This window comes from Allokutzneria sp. A3M-2-11 16, assembly GCF_024213555.1.
In the GTDB taxonomy this organism is placed as follows: Bacteria; Actinomycetota; Actinomycetes; order Mycobacteriales; family Pseudonocardiaceae; genus Allokutzneria.
The window spans coordinates 71,723-90,737 of record NZ_JANAVO010000014.1 but is presented as its reverse complement, the minus strand read 5'-3'; the positions used below and the strand labels follow the sequence as shown (position 1 = coordinate 90,737).

Here is a 19,015-nt window from a genome sequence, read left to right as displayed (position 1 = left end):
CGCCCTCGCGCTCCTCGTGCCGCGCGGGTTCGCCGGTCTTCAAGTACCCCCGACCCCCGCCTCAGAGGTCGCAAACCGCCTCATTCCGTTTGGGTATGTGGTGGTTGGCGACGTTCTGGAGGGGGGTGCGTGGTACTTGAAGACCGCGGTACCGGCGTGCGCGTCAGGTGATGCGGTGGGCGATGGTTTTCGCGATGCGGGAGAGCGGGGCGGGGAGGAGGAGGTCGTGGTGGCCGCAGTCGATCACGGTCACCTCGACGTCGCCGCCCACGTAGGGCGCCCACGCGCGTTCGAGCACGTCGCCGCCCTGGTCTGAAACGATCAGGGTCAGCTCGCCCTTGAAGACCGCGGGCCGATGGCTCGTCACCACCCGGATGCTGTTGATCATCACGTCGAGCTGGTGCTCGTCGGCCCGGCCGCCCATGGACTCGGCGAGCAGGCCCATCGCCTTCGCCCGCTGCCCCGCCTCGTCGTCGGCGTCCGAGCCGCCCGCGTCGGCGCTCATCCGCGACAGCACGTCCTTCGCGGTGAGCGGGCGCTGCGTCTCGATCGGCTCCGGCTGGGCCGGGTCGCCGGGTCGGGCGTCGAGCACGGCGAGCAGCCCGACCTCCTCACCCTGGTCCTGGAGCTCGGTCGCGATGGCGTGCACGATGTTGCCGCCGATCGAGTAGCCCAGCAGGTGGTACGGGCCGTGCGGCTGGACCGTGCGCATCTGCTCGATGTAGTCCCTCGCCATGTCCTGCAGCGACTCCGGAAGCTCGCCGGAGCCGTCCAGACCACGCGCCTGGAGGCCGTAGATCGGATAGCTGTCGTCGAGCTGCTGGACCAGGCCGGAGTAGCACCAGCTCAGCCCCAGCGACGGGTGCGCACAGAACAATGGCGCACGATCGCCCTTGGTGCGCAAGGGAAGCAGTGTGCTGGTCTCGTCCTGAGCCGCGTCGAGGCGAGTGGCCAGCTCGGCCACAGTGGACGCCTCGAAGATCGTGCGCACCGCGAGCTCCTGGCCGAGCACGTCGGCGATCCGGCTCGTCAGGCGCATCGCCAGCAGCGAGTGTCCGCCCAGCTCGAAGAAGTTCCCGTCGATGCTGACCTTGGGCAGCTCCAGCACCTCCGCGAGCAGTCCACAAAGGACTTCCTCGCGCAGCGAACGCGGACCTCGGCCCTCATCGACGACGGCACCGGGGACGGGCAGCGCCCGGTGGTCGACCTTCCCGTTGGGGGTCAACGGGATCGCGTCCAGCACCACCACGGCGGACGGCACCATGTGCGCCGGGACCGAGTCGGCCACGTGGGCACGCAGCTCGGCGACGGTCACATCCTCAGTCAGGACAACGTATCCGACGAGCCGCTGCTCGCGGACCACCACCGCGGTGTGCGCGACGGCGGGATGCGCGGCGAGGGCCGACTCCACCTCGCCCAACTCGATGCGCAGCCCGCGGAGCTTGACCTGGTTGTCGGCGCGGCCGACGAACTCCAGGCTCCCCGCCCGCCACCGGACGAGGTCGCCCGTGCGGTACATCCGCTCCCCTGGCGCGAACGGCGAGGCGACGAAGCGCTCCGCGGTCAGGCCGGGGCGACGCAGATATCCCCGTGCTAGGCCGAAACCGGCCGTGTACAGCTCGCCGACCACTCCCGGCGGGACCGGGCGCAGCGCGCTGTCGAGCACGTACACCCGGGCGTTGGCGATCGGCGAACCGATCGGGACCGGCTGCTCCGAGCCCGGTTCGCAGATCCACGACGCAACGTCCACGGTGGCCTCGGTCGGGCCGTACGCGTTGATCATGCGGCGACCGGTGGACCAGAACGCGATCAGCTCCGGCGGCGCCGACTCGGCACCGGTGATCAGCACGCGGAGATCCGGCAGCGCCACCCTGGGCACCCCGGCCAGCACCGACGGCGGGATGTGGATGTGCGTGACCCGGTGCTCCAGCAGGAAGTCCACCAGGCGTTGCTCGGTCAACGTCCTCGGCGGGACGACCAGGCAACCGCCGGAGAGCAGCGCCAGGGCCAGTTCGGACACGCTCACGTCGAAGCTCGGCGACACGAACTGGATCACCCGGCTGCCGGGTCCCGCGTCGTAGCGCTGCGCCTGGTTGGCGGCCAGGCTCGCGATTCCCCGGTGGGACACGACGACACCCTTGGGGCGCCCCGTGGAACCGGAGGTGTAGATCACGTAGGCCGGGCTGTCCAGACTCCGTGACACTTGGGGTTCCTGTGCGGGCAAGGAGTCCAGCCGCACCGCGCTCAGGTCGACCAGCGGAACGGTGGAACCGGCGAGGGAACCGTCGGAGATCACGCAGATCGGCTCGGCGTCGTCGAGCATGAACGAGATCCGCTCGGCCGGGTACTCCGGGTCGATCGGCAGGTAGGCCGCACCCGACTTGAGCACCGCGAGCAGAGCGACGACGAAGTCCGCCGAGCGCGGAAGCGCCAGCGCCACAACCTTCTCCGGCCCCGCACCCAGTTCGACGAGCCGGTTCGCCAAGCGGTTGGCCCGATCGTCCAGCTCCACATAGGACAGAGTGGTGCCTTCGAACTCGACGGCCGTGTTCAGCGGTGTCTTCCGCACCTGCTCGGCGAACAGCTCCGGCCAGGTCAACGACGGAACCGGGGTAGCGGAGTCGTTCCAATCCCCCAGCACATCGCGCCGCTCGTCGTCAGCCAGGACGTCGATCAGACACAGTGGACGGTCAGGATCGGTCACCGCGGCCGCGAGGAATCGGACGAAGCGTCGCGCCAGTCGCTCGGCGGTCGAATGGTCGAACAGATCCGTGGAGTAACGGAGGATTCCCTCGATCCCGTTGTCGTCGTCCTCCTCCAGCGCGAACGCCAGGTCGACCTTTGCCGCGTCCGTGCCGATGTCCTCGGCCCTCGCCTCAAGCCCGGCGAAGGAGATCTCGGCGGCTTCGAGGTTCTGCAACGTCAGCATCACCTGGAACAGTGGGTGGTGCGACAGCGACCGCGTCGGGTTCAGCACCTCGACCAGGCGCTCGAACGGCACGTCCTGGTTGGCGAACGCGTTGAGGTCGGCCTCACGGACGCGGCCGAGCAGTTCGCGCAGGCTGACCTGACCGGAGGTGTCAGTCCGAAGCACCAACGTGTTGACGAAGAAGCCGATGAGGTCGTTGACCGCCTCGTCGGTCCGCCCGGCCACCGCGGTGCCGAGCGGGATGTCCGTGCCCGCCCCGAGCCGGGTGAGCAACGCGGAGAGCGCCGCCTGCAACACCATGAACACGCTCGCGTTGCTGTGCTTCGCCAGCGCCACAAGGGATCGGTGGAGTTCGGTGTCGATGGCGAAGGGCACGGTGGCGCCCTGGTACCCGACGACGGCCGGACGCGGGCGGTCGGTGGGCAGCTCGATCAGCTCGGGCAGCCCGGCGAGCGTGGTGCGCCAGAACTCGGTCTGCTTGGCGATCGCGCTGTCCGAGTCGTCCTCGCTGCCCAGGATCTCCTGCTGCCACAGGGTGTGGTCGGCGTACTGGACCGGCAACGGTTGCCACGTGGGCACCGTGCCTTCGCGCCGCGCCGCGTAGGCGATTCCCAGATCGCGGACCAGCGGCCCCATGGACCAGCCATCGCCGACGATGTGGTGGATGAGCACCAACAGCAGGTGCTCATCGCCGTCCCTGAGCAGCCAGGACCGGATCGGCAGTTCGGAGTCCAGTTCGAAGGCGTAGCGGACCGCGGAGTCCAGCTCGCCGATCTCACCGTCGATCAGCTCCGGCGAAGCGTCGTCGAGGATGTGTTGGTACGGCTGACCATCCGCGCTGGGGAAGATCGTCCGCAGGCTCTCGTGCCGGTCCACCACGTCCTTGACGGCGGCGCGCAGTGCCTCGCGGTCGAGATCACCGTTGAGCCGCAACGCCAATGGCACGTTGTACGTGGGCGACGCACCCTCGAAGCGGTACATGAACCACAGGCGGCGCTGCGCCGAGGACAACGGCACGCGCTCAGGCCGTTCGCGCTTGGCCAAGGCGGGGCGTGCTTCCTCAGCCAGTCCCAGGCGGTCAGCGAGCGCGGCTACCGAAGGCGCCTCGAAGAGGACTCGAATGCTGACCTCGGCACCCAGCGCCGCGCGGATCTTCGACACCAGCTTCGTCGCCAGCAGCGAATGTCCACCCAGGTCGAAGAAGTTGTCCTCAACGCCCACATCCGGGACCCCGAGCACTTCAGCGAAGAGTCCACAAAGGACCTTCTCGTTCTGAGTACGGGGCGCCTGGCCGGAGCCGGTCACCTCGGGGGCGGGCAGCGCGTCACGGTTCAGCTTTCCGTTGGCGGTGAAGGGAAGCTGCTCCAACACCACGAACGCCGACGGAACCATGTACTCCGGCAACCGCTCCGCCGCGTACTCCCGCAACGAATCGACATCCGCGTCCGCGACCACGTAGGCGACCAAACGCTGATCGCCGGGCTGGTCCTCGCGCAGCAGCACCGCCGCGTGCGCCACCGCCGGGTGCTGACCGATGACCGACTCGATCTCGCCGAGCTCGATGCGGAAGCCGCGCAGCTTCACCTGGTGGTCGACGCGCGCGACGAACTCCAGCTGCCCGAAGCGGTTCCACCGGCCGAGGTCACCACTGCGGTACATCCGCGACCCCGGTCGGCCGTACGGGTCGGCGACGAACTTGGTCGCGGTCAGCCCGAGCCGGTTGAGGTAACCACGGGTCACCAGGTCACCGGCGATGTACAGCTCACCGGTCACCCCTGGCGGCACCGGACGCAGTTTGGCGTCCAGCGCGTACATCCTGGTGTTCCAGACCGGTTTGCCGATGGTGATCACACCGCCGGGCACGCTGTCCCCGGGCTCGATGCGGTACTCGGTGCAGCCCACCGTGGTCTCGGTCGGGCCGTACTCGTTCACCACCGTCGCGGCGGGATGCCGTTGCCGCCACTGGTCGAGCAGTTCGCCCATCAGCGATTCCCCGCCCAGCACAAGCTGTTCGGTCGGGGAGAACTCCTCCGGGAGCGCCATCAACAGCGCGAGGTGGCTCGGCGTCGCCTTGACGAAGGTCGGCCGAACGGACGGAGGACCACCGGGCGCACCGTCGTCGAGCTGGACCAGGTGCGCGCATCCGCCCGAGGTGAGCGGCGCGAACAGCCCGGTGATGGTGAGGTCGAAGGACACGGGCGAGTGCACGAGAACCCGGCCGGAGACGCTGCGGTAAGCATCACGAGCCCACGCCAGGTACACGTTGAGCGAGTAGTGCTCGACCACAACGCCCTTGGGCTTCCCGGTCGAGCCGGACGTGAAGATCACGTAAGCGGCGGACGAGTGGTTCCGCTTCACGCCAGTGACCACTGTGGACGGATAGCCCTCGGCATCGGCGATTCGCGCCTGCGGCAATGCTTCCGGGAAGAGCCCGGACAGCTCGTCGGTGGTCAGGGCGAGGGCCGGTGCGACGTCTTCGAGCATGAATGCGATGCGATCGGCCGGGTAGTCCGGGTCGATCGGCAGGTACGCCGCACCGGCCTGGAACACCGCCATCAGCGCCACGACCAGGTCGACCGACCTCGGCAGCGCGATCGCGACGAACTTCTCCGGCCCGGCGCCCAGCGAGATCAGGTGCCGCGCCAACCGGTTCGCCCGCGCGTCAAGCTCCGAATAGGACAGTTCGGTGTCCCCGAAGGCCACCGCGATCGCATCCGGGGTCTTGGTGACCTGTGCGGTGAACAGCTCGGGAACCGTGGTCCGCACGACCTCGCGGCCCGGGTGGTTCCAGCCGTCGAGTACGTCGGAGCGCTCCTGGGCGGAGAGCACGTCGAGGTCGCCGAGCGGCTTGTCAGGCTCGGCGACGGCAGCCGCGAGCAGCCGGGCGAACCGGTCGGCGAAGCTCTGCGCGGTCTCGGCGTCGAAGAGGTCCGTCGCGTACTGGATCGCACCGTCCACACCGGACGGACGGCCGTCGTCGGTGTAGTTCTCCTCCAGGAAGAACGACAGGTCGAGCTTGGAGATCTCCGCGCCGACCGGCTCGCCGGTAACCGCGAGGCCGGGCATGGAGAAGTCGCTGTCGGCGTTGTTCTGGAAGGTCAGCATCACCTGGAACAGCGGGTGGTGGGCCAGCGACCGCGCCGGGTTCAGCACTTCCACCAGCCGCTCGAACGGCACGTCCTGGTTGGCGTACGCGGCAAGGTCGGTCTCCCGGACGCGGCCGAGCAGCTCGCGGAAGCTCGGGTCCCCGGAGGTGTCCGTGCGCAGCACCAACGTGTTGATGAAGAAGCCGATCAGCTCGTCCAGCGCCTCGTCGGTGCGACCGGCGATGGCGGTGCCGAGCGGGATGTCCGTGCCCGCGCCGAGCCTGGTCAGCAGCGCCGCGATCCCGGCCTGCACGACCATGAAGACGCTGGCCTGGTTCTGCCGGGCCAGCGCGACGATGCCGCGGTGGGTGTTCTCGTCCAGCGCCAGGTTCACCAACGCGCCCTTGTTGGTGGACACCGCAGGACGAGCGCGGTCAGCGGGCAGCTCCAGCAGCTCGGGGGCACCGGAGAGCGTCTGCTTCCAGTACTCCAACTGCTCGTCGACCCCGTGAAGTTCGTGCTGCCAGAGCGCATAGTCCACGTACTGCACGGGAAGCGGCGTCCACGCGGGAGCCTTGCCCTGCGTCCGCGCGGTGTAGGCGACCGAAAGGTCCACACCGAGCGGCGCGGTCGACCAACCGTCACCGACGATGTGGTGCATGAGCAACAACAGCACGTGCTCGTCGGCGCTGAGCCGGAACAGCGTGGTGCGCAACGGAACTTCGCCCGCCAAGTCGAACGCGTAGCCCGCGGCCTCGGCCAGCGCATCGGCGAGGTGGTCGGTCTCGCGCACGTCCAGGTGCACGTCCACTGTGGAAAGCACGTGCTGGTAAGGAGTTCCGTCGATGTCCGGGAACACCGTCCGCAACGCCTCGTGCCGGTCGACGACATCGCCGATCGCGGCTTCCAACGCGGTGACGTCGAGTTCGCCGCGCAGCCGCAACGCCATCGGGATGTTGTAGGTGGCGCTCGGGCCTTCGAGGCGGTGCAGGAACCACAACCGCTGCTGCGCGAAGGACAGCGGCGGGTGCTCGGGCCGATCCACCGCGCGCACCGGCGGGCGGGCAGTCGCCGAGCTGTCGAGCCTGGCGACGAGCGCGGCCGGGGTGGGTGCCTCGAACAGCGCCCGGATCGCGACCTCCACGGAGAAGGTCGACCTGATCCGGCTGATCAGGCGCGTCGCCAGCAGCGAATGCCCACCGAGGTCGAAGAAATCGTCATCGACGCCGACCCGGCCGACACCGAGAACTTCGGCGAACAGTCCACAAAGGATCTCTTCCTTCGGGGACCGGGGCGCACGGCCGGCCGTGGCCACTGCCGCCTCCGGAGCGGGCAGTGCGGCGCGGTCGAGCTTTCCGCTGGGGGTCAGGGGAAGCGCGTCGAGCGCCACGAACGCGGGCGGGACCATGTGGTCGGGCAGGCGAGCCTTCAAGTGCTGCCGCAGCTCGTCGGAGTTGCCTTGCGGGACAACATATCCCACGATTCGCTTGTCACCGGGGTTGTCCTCGCGCACGACGACGACGGCCTGCTCGACATCGGGGTGTTCGGTGAGGGCGGCCTCGATCTCGCCGAGCTCGATGCGCAGACCGCGGACCTTCACCTGGTGGTCGGCCCGGCCGACGAACTGGATCGACCCGTCCGCGTTCCACTTCGCGAGGTCGCCGGAGCGGTACATCCGCGCTCCCGGCGCCCCGAACGGGTTGGCCACGAAGCGATCCGCCGTCAGCCCCGGACGGTTCAGGTAGCCGCGCGCGAGCTGCACGCCCGCGAGGTAGAACTCGCCGACGACGCCGGGGGGAACCGGCCGCAGCGCGCTGTCCAACACGTAGACCTGGGTGTTCCACACCGGGAAACCGATCGGCGCGTTACCGGGGCCGATCTTTTGGCCGCCGTCCCACGCGGTGACGTCGATCGTCGCCTCGGTCGGGCCGTAGAGGTGGTGCAGCGGAATCCCGAGCATGTCCCGGAACTGCCGGTGCAGCTCCTCCGGCAGTGCCTCACCGCCGCAGAACACCCTGCGGAGGCTGGTGCATCCGGCCGCAGACGGGTGCTGGAGGAACACCTGCAACATCGGCGGTACGAAGTGGACAGTGGTGACGTTCTCGTCCTGGATCAGCGACGCGAGGTAGGCCGGGTCGCGGTGGCCGTCCGGCCGCGCCATGACGATCGACGCGCCTTGGAGCAGCGGCCAGAAGAACTCCCAGACGGCGACGTCGAAGCTCGACGCGGTCTTCTGCAAGATCCGGTCGCTGGCGTCGAGGGGGTAGGCGCGCTGCATGCCGTCGAGCCTGTTCACGGCAGCCTCGTGCGAGATCTGCACGCCCTTGGGCCGACCGGTCGAACCCGAGGTGTACATGACGTATGCCGTGTTGCCCAGCCGCAGATCGACGCCGGTCGGCGCTGTCGACGGGAACTCGGCGAAGTCGTTCTCATCGAGATTCAAGGCAGGCAAGGACACCGCAGAGGTGCTGAGAACCTTCGCGGGGGCAGCGTCTTCGAGCATGAACGCGATGCGCTCGGACGGGTAGCTCGGGTCGACCGGCAGGTACGCCGCACCGGCCTTGAGCACCCCGAGGAGCCCGACCATCAGCTCAACCGAACGCGGCATCGCCAGTGCGACAACGCTCTCCGGCCCGACACCCTCGGAGATCAGGTAGTGCGCGAGCCGGTTCGCCCGCTCGTGAAGCTCCACATAGGACAGCGACTCGCCCTCGAAGGTCAGAGCGACGTCCGAACGATGCGCTTGCACCTCAAGGAGTTCGGGGAGGGTCTTGCTGGGCAGGTAGCTCGCGGTGTCGTTCCACTCCACGACCACCTTGGCGCGCTCGGCGGGCAGCAGGGCGTCGACGCGCCCGGTCGGCTCACCGAGGTCAAGGGTCTCCAGCACCTGGAGGAACCGCGCGGCAACGGCTTCGCCCTGCGCGCGGTCGAAGAGGTCCGGCCGGAAGTCCACGCGGGCGACAAGGCGATCACCCGCCATGCCGGTGATCAGGCTGAGCGGGTAGTGGGTCGCGCCACCGCCGTCCATGCCCGCGACGCTCAGACCGCCGAGCGACTGCTCGCCGCCGTCGTCGAAGGGGTAGTTCTCGAACACCGTGATGGTGTCGAACAGTTCACCGATCCCGGCCTGGCGCTGGATGTCGGCGAGGCTCAGGTGCTGGTGCGCCATCAACCGGGACTGCTCGTCCTGCAACCGGGTCAGCGTGTCCAGCAGCCCGGCCGCCGGGTCGAGCCGGACGCGCACCGGCACCGTGTTGATGAACAGGCCGATCATGCTTTCCACGCCGGGGATCTCGGCGGGACGGCCGGACACCGTCGCGCCGAACACGACGTCAGCGCGGCCGGTGAGCTGGCCGAGCACCGTCGCCCACGCGCCCTGCACGAGCGTGTTCAGCGTGAGGCCGTGCTTGCGCGCCGTCTCCGCGATGCGATCACTTGCCGAAGGGGAAAGCTCAGTGAAGATCCGCTCCGGCAGCACCGGCTCCCGGCCGGGCACCGAGGGCGCGACGCGGGTGGGCTCCTCCAGCCCGGCGAGGGCTTCCCGCCAGGCCAGCTCCGAGCCCGCCTTGTCCTGCTTCCCCAGCCACGCCAGGTAGTTCCGGTACGGGGTCGGCTTCGGCAGCCCGGCGACCGAGCCGCCGCGCTCGTAGATCGAGAACAGCTCCTGCACGAGCAGCGGCGCCGACCATCCGTCCAACAGGATGTGGTGGTTGGTGATCACCAGGTTGTGGTCGCCGTTGGCCATGCGCACCAGGGAGAACCGCAGCAACGGCGGGCGGGCGAGGTCGAAGCGCGTGGTCCGGTCGGTGACCAGGAACCGCTCGAACTCCTCCTCCGGCAGGGCCAGCTCCGCCCACGCCGGGAGGACCCCGCGCGGGATCACCTGCATGGGCTGGCCGTTCTTGCGCAGCCGGAAACCGGCGCGGAGGTTGGGGTGCCGTTGCAGCACCGCCTCCGCGCTGGCCCGGAGGAGCCCGGCGTCCAGCTCGCCCCGCAGGTGCAGCACGAGCTGGGTGTTGTAGACGTCCACCGCCTCGTTGTCGTAGAGGGCGTGGAAGAGCAGGCCCTCCTGCAACGGCGAGAGCGGCAGGACGTCCTCAAGCCCCGAAGGCTTCATCACCAGTCTCCCAATTCGGCTTCGAGGTCGTCGATCTCGTCCTGGCTCAACGAGTCCAGCCCCAGGTCGGACGGGGTGTGCCCACCGGCGTCGGCCCGATCGGCGTCCGCGACCAGCTCGCCGAGCGCGGCGAACCAGTCCTCGGCGAGCCGCCGGACGTCCACTTCGGACAGCAGCTCGCCGGGCCAGGCCCAGGTGGCGCTGAGCACGGGGCCCGCCACCGTGTCGTCGGTGACCGCGGTGATCTCCAGGGTGTGGGTCATCGGCATCGACGGGTCCCTCGGCGCGGGCGTGATCCCGTCCACGGCGGCCCAGTCCTGGCTCTCCCCGTCAGCACCGAAGCGGCCGAGGTAGTTGAACCCGATCTGCGGCGAGACCGCGATGTCGCTGTCCCCGTTGAGGTAGCGCAGCACGCCGTAGCCGATCCCGTTGTCCGGGAAGGACCTCAGCTGCTCCTTGACCCGCTTGAGCGCGTCGGTCGCCGCGCCCTCGGCGCCCGGGTCGATGCGGACCGGGAACAGGCTGGTGAACCAGCCGACGGTCCGCGACAGCTCGGTGTGCTCGGTGATCTCCTCGCGGCCGTGGCCCTCAAGGTCGACCAGCACCGGGCCGGGCCGCCGTTTCGCCACGGCCATGGCCAGGCCAGTGAGCAGCACGTCGTTGACCGTGCCGTGCACCGAGGCCGGGAGCCTCGTCAGCACCGGCTCGGTCAGTTCTGTCGGCAGGGTCAGCGAGATCTCCCGCGCGGTGGCGGCCGTGTCCCTTGCCGGGTCCAGTGCCCGAGCGCCGAGCAGTGGGTCCACAGTGGACGCGACCTCGCGCCACACCGGCAGTTCACCGGCCCGCTGCGGCGCGGACGCGGCGAGCTGCTGCGACCACGCCCGCACCGAAGTGCCCACGGGCTCCAGCTCCGGCTTCCGCCCCGCGGCGACCGCCGCCCACGCTTCGGCGAGGTCCGGCAACAGGATGCGCCAGGAAACGCCGTCCACCACGAGGTGGTGCAGCACGATCAGCAGCCTGCCCGGGGACCACACGAACCGGGCCACCGACCCGGCCTCCGGATCGAGTGCGGCACGGGCCGCTTCAGCGGTCTTCTCGTCGATCTCACCGCGCACGATCAAGCTCGCCGCGTCGACCGCACCGCGCGGCCGGACCTCTAGAGTCCACTGTGGACCGACCCGGAGCCGCAGCGCGTCGTGGTGGTCGAGCACCGCCTGCACGACCTGGGTGAGCTGACGCTCCTCCAGCTCGGCCGGGACCTGGACGACCATCGACTGGTTGAAGCCCTTGACCCCGCCGAGTTCACGCAGCCAGTGCATGATCGGCGTCGGCGCCAGTTCACCGATCCCGGCGTCCGGGTCGGCGAACACGGTCGGCAGGACCTGCGCGACGGTCGCCAGCGCGGCGGGCGTGCGCTGCTGGAACACGTCCCGCGCGGTGACGACGAGCCCGGCCTTGCGCGCCCGGCTGACCACCTGGATGGACAGGATGCTGTCGCCGCCCAGCTCGAAGAAGCCGTCGTCGACACCGACCTCGGACAACCCGAGCACCTCGGCGAACGCCTCGCACAGCACCTGCTCGTGCGGGGTACTCGGCGCACGCTTGCCCGCAGTGGACGCGAAGTCCGGAGCAGGCAGCGCCTTTCGGTCCACCTTCCCGTTGGGCAGCAACGGAATCTCGGCCAGATCCACGAAGGCGCTCGGCACCATGTAGTCCGGCAAGCTCGCCGCGACATGGTCTCGCAAGTCCAAAGTGGACCCGACGACGTAAGCAACGAGGCGGCCCACTCCGGGCTGGTCCTCGCGAACGATGACCGTGTTGCGAGCAACCGCGGGGTGTTGCGCGAGAACGGCTTCGACCTCACCCAGCTCGATGCGGAAGCCACGCACCTTGACCTGCGTGTCCGCCCGTCCCAGGTACTCAAGCTCGCCGTGAGCCGTCCACCGCGCAAGGTCACCGGTGCGATACATCCGCTCCCCCACCGCAAACGGCGAAGCAACGAACCGCTCCGCCGTCAACGCGGTGCGCCCGAGGTAACCCCGAGCCAGACCGGCACCCGACACGTACAGCTCGCCCTGCACACCAGGTGCGACAAGGCGCAGGTTCGAGTCGAGCACGTACACCTGGGCGTTGGTGATCGGGCGACCGATCGACGGCACGACCGCGCCGGACAGCGGCGCGCTCATCGTGGCGCAGACCGTGGTCTCCGTCGGACCGTATGCATTGATCATCCGGCGGTTCCGCGACCAGCGGCCGACCAGCTCCGGTGGGCAAGCCTCACCCGCGACGACGAGCGTCGAACCCTCCGGCAACGCGTTCTCCGGCAAGGCAGCCAGCGCCGTGGGTGGCAGCGTCACGTGGGTGACCCCGTGCCGGGCAACGACTTCCGCGAACGGCTCACCGGGGAGGATCTTGTCGGCCGGGGCCAGGACGAGCGCGGCCCCGGACAGCAGACCCATGATCATCTCCCAGGCCGCCGCGTCGAAGCTCAGCGCTGCGAACTGGAGCACCCGGCTGCCCGCGCCGACCTCGAAGGCCGACATCTGCGCGTGCGACAGGCTCGCCACACCGGCGTGCGAGACCACGACACCCTTGGGACGACCGGTCGAACCCGACGTGTAGATCACGTACGCAGGGTGCTCCGGCGACAGAACGGGCTCAGCGGACGAAGGAAGATCCGTGAGGTCGATGTCCTCCAGCGCCAACGAGGTGCCCGGCAGTTCGGCGGCGATCGCGCGGTTGGTGATCACCAGCACCGGGTTGGAGTCGGTGAGCATGTACTCGATGCGGTCGGCCGGGTAGTCCGGGTCGATCGGCACGTAAGCGCCACCGGCCTTGAGGACCGCGAGCAGCGTGACCGCGAGTTCCGCGGACCGCGGCAGCGCGACCGCGACGATCTGCTCCGGGCCGACTCCCTTGGTGCGCAGGAACTTCGCGAGCTGGTCAGCCTGCGAGTCCAACTCCGCGTAGGTCAGCCGCGAGTCCTCGAACAGCACAGCCGTGGCGTCCGGCGTCTCCTCGACCCTCGCCCGGAACAGGTCCGGGAAGGTCGAAGCGGCCACCGGCACGGCGGTGGAGTTCCACGCTCCGAGGAGCTGATCCCGTTCCGCGGCAGCGAGAACGTCCAGCTCCGTGATCGGCCGGTCCGGCTCCGACAGCGCCGCCCGCAGCACTCGGACGAACCGCTCGCCCAGCGCCTCAGCGGTGCTCCGGTCGAACAGGTCGGTGGCGAACTGCACCGAACCGTCCACTCCGGACGGAGTCTCCTCCAGGTGGAAGGTGAGGTCGAACTTGGCGACCCCGGTGTCCACCTCGGCGACGCGGGCGCTCAGGCCCGGCAGGTCCAGCGACGCCTCCGCGTTGTTGTCGAAGACCAGCATCACCTGGAAGAGCGGGTGGTGCGCCAGCGAACGGACCGGGCTGAGCAGGTCGACCAGCCGCTCGAACGGCACCTCCTGGTGCGCGAACGCCGCGAGGTCGGTCTCCCTGACCCGGCCCAGCAGCTCCCGGAACGTCGGCGCGCCGGACGTGTCGGTCCGCAGCACCACCGTGTTCACGAAGAAGCCGACCAGCTCGTCCAGTGCCTCGTCGGTCCGGCCGGCGACCGCGGTGCCGAGCGGGACGTCCGTCCCCGCGCCGAGCCTGGTGAACAGGGTCGCGAGTGCGGCCTGCGCCACCATGAACGACGTGGTGCCGGTCTCGCGGGCCACCTCGGCCAGCTTCCGGTGCAGGTCCGCGTCGACGGTGAAGCCGACCTCGTCGCCCCGGTAGCTCGGCGTCGGCGGGCGCGGGCGGTCGATCGGCAGCTCCACCAGGTCGGGCACCCCGGCGAGGGCATCCCGCCAGAACTCGATCTGCCGCTCCTCCTCGGTGGCGAGCACTTCGCGCTGCCACAGCGTGAAGTCCGCGTACTGCACCGGAAGGTCCGTCCACTGTGGAGCTTCACTGCGCAACCGGGCCGTGTACGCGACCGACAGGTCACGGGACAGCGGCTCCAGCGAGGCGCCGTCGCTGACGATGTGGTGCAGCAGCAACAACAGGATGTGCTCGTCCCGCTTCGTGGTGAACAACCACGAGCGGACCGCCAACTCGCTGGAAAGGTCGAACGCGTGCCGTGCGGCTTCCTCCGCGGCGGCTTCCAGGTCCTCGGTCTCGACGACGCGCAGCACGGGCCGCGCCTCGGCCGGGTCCAGGATGAGCTGGTAGGGAACGCCGTCCGCTTCGGGGAAGACCGTGCGCAGACTCTCGTGCCGCGCAACGACATCCTCGATCGCGGACCGCATGGCCTCGGCGTCGACCGAGCCCGTCAGCTTCAACACGAGCGGCACGTTGTAGGTAGCGCTCGGCCCCTCAAGACGGTGCAGGAACCACAACCGCCGCTGAGCCGCCGACAGTGGGATCTCCGCCGGACGCTCTGCCCGGACGAGCCGGGCGCGGGCGCCTTCCGCCCCGGCCAGCCGCTCCAGCAGCTCGGCGGGCGTGGACGCCTCGAACACGGCGCGCACCGCGAGTTCGGCGTCGAACACCGAGCGAACGCGGCTGACCAGCTTGGTGGCCAGCAGCGAATGCCCGCCCAGGTCGAAGAAGCTGTCGTCGACGCCGACCACCGGAACGTCCAGCACCTCGGCGAACAGGCCGCACATCAGCTCTTCACGCGGGTTGCGCGGAGCGCGCGAGACAACCGTCCGCACCTCCGGCGCAGGCAACGCCTTGTGGTCCACCTTCCCGTTGGGCAGCAACGGAATCGTGTCCAGCGCCACGAACGCGCTGGGAACCATGTAGTCCGGCAGGCTCGCCGCCACGTGCTCGCGAAGGTCCAAAGTGGACCCGACAACATACGCGACCACACGCGGATCGTTGGCGCGATCGGTCCGGACGATCACCGTGGCGGCGCTGATCTCCGGGTGCTGAACGAGAACCGACTCGATCTCGCCCAGCTCGATGCGGAAACCACGCACCTTGACCTGCGTGTCCGCCCGGCCCAAGTACTCCAGCTCACCGTGAACCGTCCACCGCGCCAAGTCACCGGTGCGATACATCCGCTCCCCCACCGCGAACGGCGAAGCGACAAAGCGTTCCGCCGTCAACGCGGTGCGCCCGAGATAACCACGGGCCAGACCGGCACCCGATACGTACAGCTCGCCCGCGACACCCGGCGCAACCGGACGGAGCGCGGAGTCCAGCACGTAGACCTGCGCATTGGTAATTGGACGGCCGATCGGCGGGGTCACCGCGCCGGACAGCGGAGCGCTCATCGTGGCGCAGACCGTGGTCTCCGTCGGACCGTACGCGTTGATCATCCGACGGCCACGGGACCACTGGTCCACCAGCTCCGGCGGGCACGCCTCGCCCGCGACCACGAGGGTCGTCCCTTCGGGCAGCGCATTCTCCGGCAGCGCGGCCAGCGCGGTCGGCGGCAGCGTCACGTGCGTGACACCGTGCCGGGCCACCACGTCAGCCAGGGCCGCACCCGGGAGGAGCTTGTCAGAAGGCGCCAGCACGAGCGTCGCGCCGGAAAGCAGGCCCATGATCACTTCCCAGGCCGCGGCGTCGAAGCTCAGCGCCGCGAACTGGAGCACCCGGCAGCCCGCACCGACCTCGAAGTTCGCCACGTGCGCCACCGAAAGGCTCGCCACACCGGCGTGCGAGACCACAACGCCCTTGGGACGACCGGTCGAACCCGACGTGTAGATCACGTAGGCCGGGTGGCTGGGCGCCAACAAAGGCTGGACGAAGTCCTCATCCACCAGGTCGAGCGAGTCCAGCACCACTGAAGGCGCCGAGACCGAGGGCAGCGATACCGAAGAAGTCGTGATGACACAGGCAGGAGCGGAGTCGGTGAGCATGTACGTGATGCGGTCGACCGGGTAGTCCGGGTCGATCGGCACGTAAGCACCACCGGCCTTGTGCACGGCCAGCAAGGACACTACGAGGTCCACCGAGCGCGGCACCGCGACGGCGACGATCGACTCCGGCCCCACACCGAGCGAGACGAGGTGGCGCGCAAGACGATTCGCCCGCGCGTCAAGCTCCACATAGGACAGTGAGACGTCCTCGAAGACCACCGCGGTCGCCGAGGGGTCCGCCGCCACCTGAGCCGCGAACAGCGAAGGCAGCGTCGCGGGCTCGATCGGCGCAGCGGTGTCGTTCCACCGCACCAGAATCCGCTCGCGCTCGTCCTCCGCCAGCACGTCCGCACGGCCGATCGGCTGGTCCGGCGCGGCGACCACAGCGGCGAGCAGCCTGCTGAGCCGCCGCACGATGGCCTCGACGGTGCTGCTGTCGAACAGGTCGGTGGCGAACTCGACCTCACCGCTCATGCCTTCGGCCACACCGTCAGCGGAGTAGTTCTCCTCGACGAAGAACGTGAGGTCGAACTTGGACACCGTGGTGTCGACGTCGGCGTACCCGGCGCGCAGGCCCGACATCGCGAAGTCGCCACCGTCGTTGTTCTGGAAGGTCAGCATCACCTGGAACAGCGGGTGGTGCGACAGCGACCGCGTCGGGCTCAGCACCTCCACCAGCCGCTCGAACGGCACGTCCTGGTTGGCGAACGCGGCCAGATCGGTCTCGCGAACACGGGCGAGCAGCTCGGTGAACGTCGGGTCGCCGGAGACATCTGTCCGCAGCACCACCGTGTTCACGAAGAACCCGATCAGGTCGTCGAGCGCCTGGTCGGTGCGGCCCGCGACCACGGTGCCGAGCGGAATGTCCGTGCCGGCGCCCAAACGGCTCAGCAGAGCCGAAAGCGCGGCCTGGACGACCATGAACACCGTGCTCCCGGTGCGCTTGGCCAGCTCGGCGACATCGGCGTGCAGCGACGCGTCCAGACCGAATTCGACCGCGGCACCCCGGTAGCTCGGAGTCGGCGGGCGCGGGCGGTCGACCGGCAGCGCCAACTGCTCGGGGACGCCCTCAAGGGCACCGTGCCAGAACAGCACCTGCTGCGAAGCGAGGCTGTGCTCGTCGTCCTCGCTGCCGAGGAGGTCCTGCTGCCACAGCGTGTAGTCCGCGTACTGAACAGGCAACGCAGTCCACTGTGGAGCGTTCCCCTGAAGCCTCGCCTCATACGCGGCGGCGAGGTCCTTGGCCAACGGCTCCAGGGACCAACCGTCACTGGCGATGTGGTGCATCAGGAACAGCACCGCGTACTCGTCGCCGCCAAGCGGGAACAGCGTGACCCGGATCGGGATCTCTACCGTCAGATCGAACGCGTAGTCGGCCGCGCGGTTGAGCGCCTCCGCCACACCATCCTCAGTGGACTCCACGATCAGCAACTCGGGCTTGGCCGAGGGAAGCACGATCTGGCAGGGGTTTCCATCGACCTCGGCGAAGACGGTGCGCAGGCTCTCGTGCCTGGCAACCACATCACCCAGTGCTGCCGCGAACGCCTCGCGGTCCAGCGAACCCGTCAGCCGCATGGCCAGCGGCACGTTGTACGTGGCGCTCGGGCCTTCAAGACGGTGCAGGAACCACAGCCGCCGCTGAGCCGCGGACAGCGTGATCTCCGCAGGGCGCTCACGACGCGCCAGCTCCGGCCGTGCTTCGGCGGCGTTCCCAAGCCGCCGCGCGAGCCCTGCGACGGTCGGCGACTCGAAGAGCACCCGAACCGGGAGCTCAACGCCGAACGCGGCACGAACGCGGCTGACGAGCTTGGTCGCGCGCAGCGAGTGCCCGCCCCATTCGAAGAATCCGTCGTCCACGCCGATGCTCTCGACTTCGAGCACCTCCGCGAAGAGTCCACACAGGATCTCCTCCTGCGGAGTGCGCGGACCGCGGGGACCACCGTCACCGTCCACAGTGGGCTCGGGCAGCGCCGCGCGGTCGATCCGGCCGTTGTGCTCCAACGGCATGGCGTCGAGCACCATGAAGGACGACGGAACCAGGTACTCCGGCACGATCGCCTCTGCGTACTCGCGCAGCGCCGTGGCGTCGACCTCGTTGCCTGGAACGGCAACCACGTAGCCGATGAGCTTGTCGTCGCGGACCACTACGGCGGCCTCGGCGATGTCCCACCGGTCGGCGAGCACCGACTCCAGCTCCGCGAGGCGCGCCTGGAAACCGCGCACCTTCACGGCGGAGTCGACGAACTCCAAGTCACCATCGGTATTGCGGCGGCCCAGGTCACCGGTGCGGATCATCTGGGAGCCCGGATCGCCGAACGGATCGGCGACGTTCCCCGCGCCGCCCACGTAGATCTCACCGACAACGCCCTGCGGAACCGGTTGCAGACCCGAGTCGAGGACGTAGATCCGAGTTCCCGCGACGGGCTGTCCCAAAGGCACGGCTCCGCCCCAGGAATCGGGGTCACAGCGCCACGAAGCGACCTCGCCGCCGCACTCGGCGACCGAGTAGCTGTTGTACAGCGGCACTTCCACGGCCTCGAACCACGCCTGCTGCAAGGCTTCCGGCAGTCGCTCGCCCGTGCTGAACACCTTGCCCAGTTGTGCGGGGACCGACTCACGCAGCAGCGCAGCGAGCTGCGAAGGAGTGGCGTGCGCGACGGTCGCGTCAGAGCTGGCCAGGTCGCCGAGCACCACGGTCGCCCCGGTGGTCAGCGGCCACAGCACCTCCCACAGCTCGGTGATCGAGCCGGGAGCGGAGTGGCACAGCACCCGTTCCGCACTGGTGAGCGGGTGCTGTGCCTGGCGTGCGGCCAGCCGCGCGGCGAGAACCGCCTGCGGCACAGTCACACTCCGCCCCCGCGCCGTGGTGACCGTGAACGGTTCGCCACTGCGCCAGGAGTCGAGGATCACCGAGATCCGTTCCGGAAGCTCGGTGGTGAAGATGTCCGCATAGGACACTTCGGTGCCACCGTAGGACAACGCGATCGCGTCACCCGGAACTGCCGCGACAAGATCGCGCAGCGAAGTGTCCGAAGTG

2 protein-coding genes (1 of these 2 only partly in view) are annotated in these 19,015 nt (G+C 69.3%); both read right to left on the bottom strand.

Annotation, left to right across the window (positions count from 1 at the left end; all coding sequences use genetic code 11):
- Window positions 1-163 precede the first annotated feature (163 nt).
- Window positions 164-10,132: an amino acid adenylation domain-containing protein gene (locus NLX83_RS35310; protein WP_254239602.1), complete on the bottom strand. Its 9,969-nt coding sequence runs from the start codon at window positions 10,130-10,132 to the stop codon at window positions 164-166.
- Window positions 10,132-19,015: the final stretch of a non-ribosomal peptide synthase/polyketide synthase gene (locus NLX83_RS35305; RefSeq protein WP_254239601.1), read on the bottom strand. It continues 13,373 nt past the right edge of the window; 8,884 of the gene's 22,257 nt are visible here — the last part of the coding sequence; its start codon lies off the right edge, out of view; its stop codon occupies window positions 10,132-10,134. Before NLX83_RS35305 ends, NLX83_RS35310 begins: the two co-directional genes overlap by 1 nt.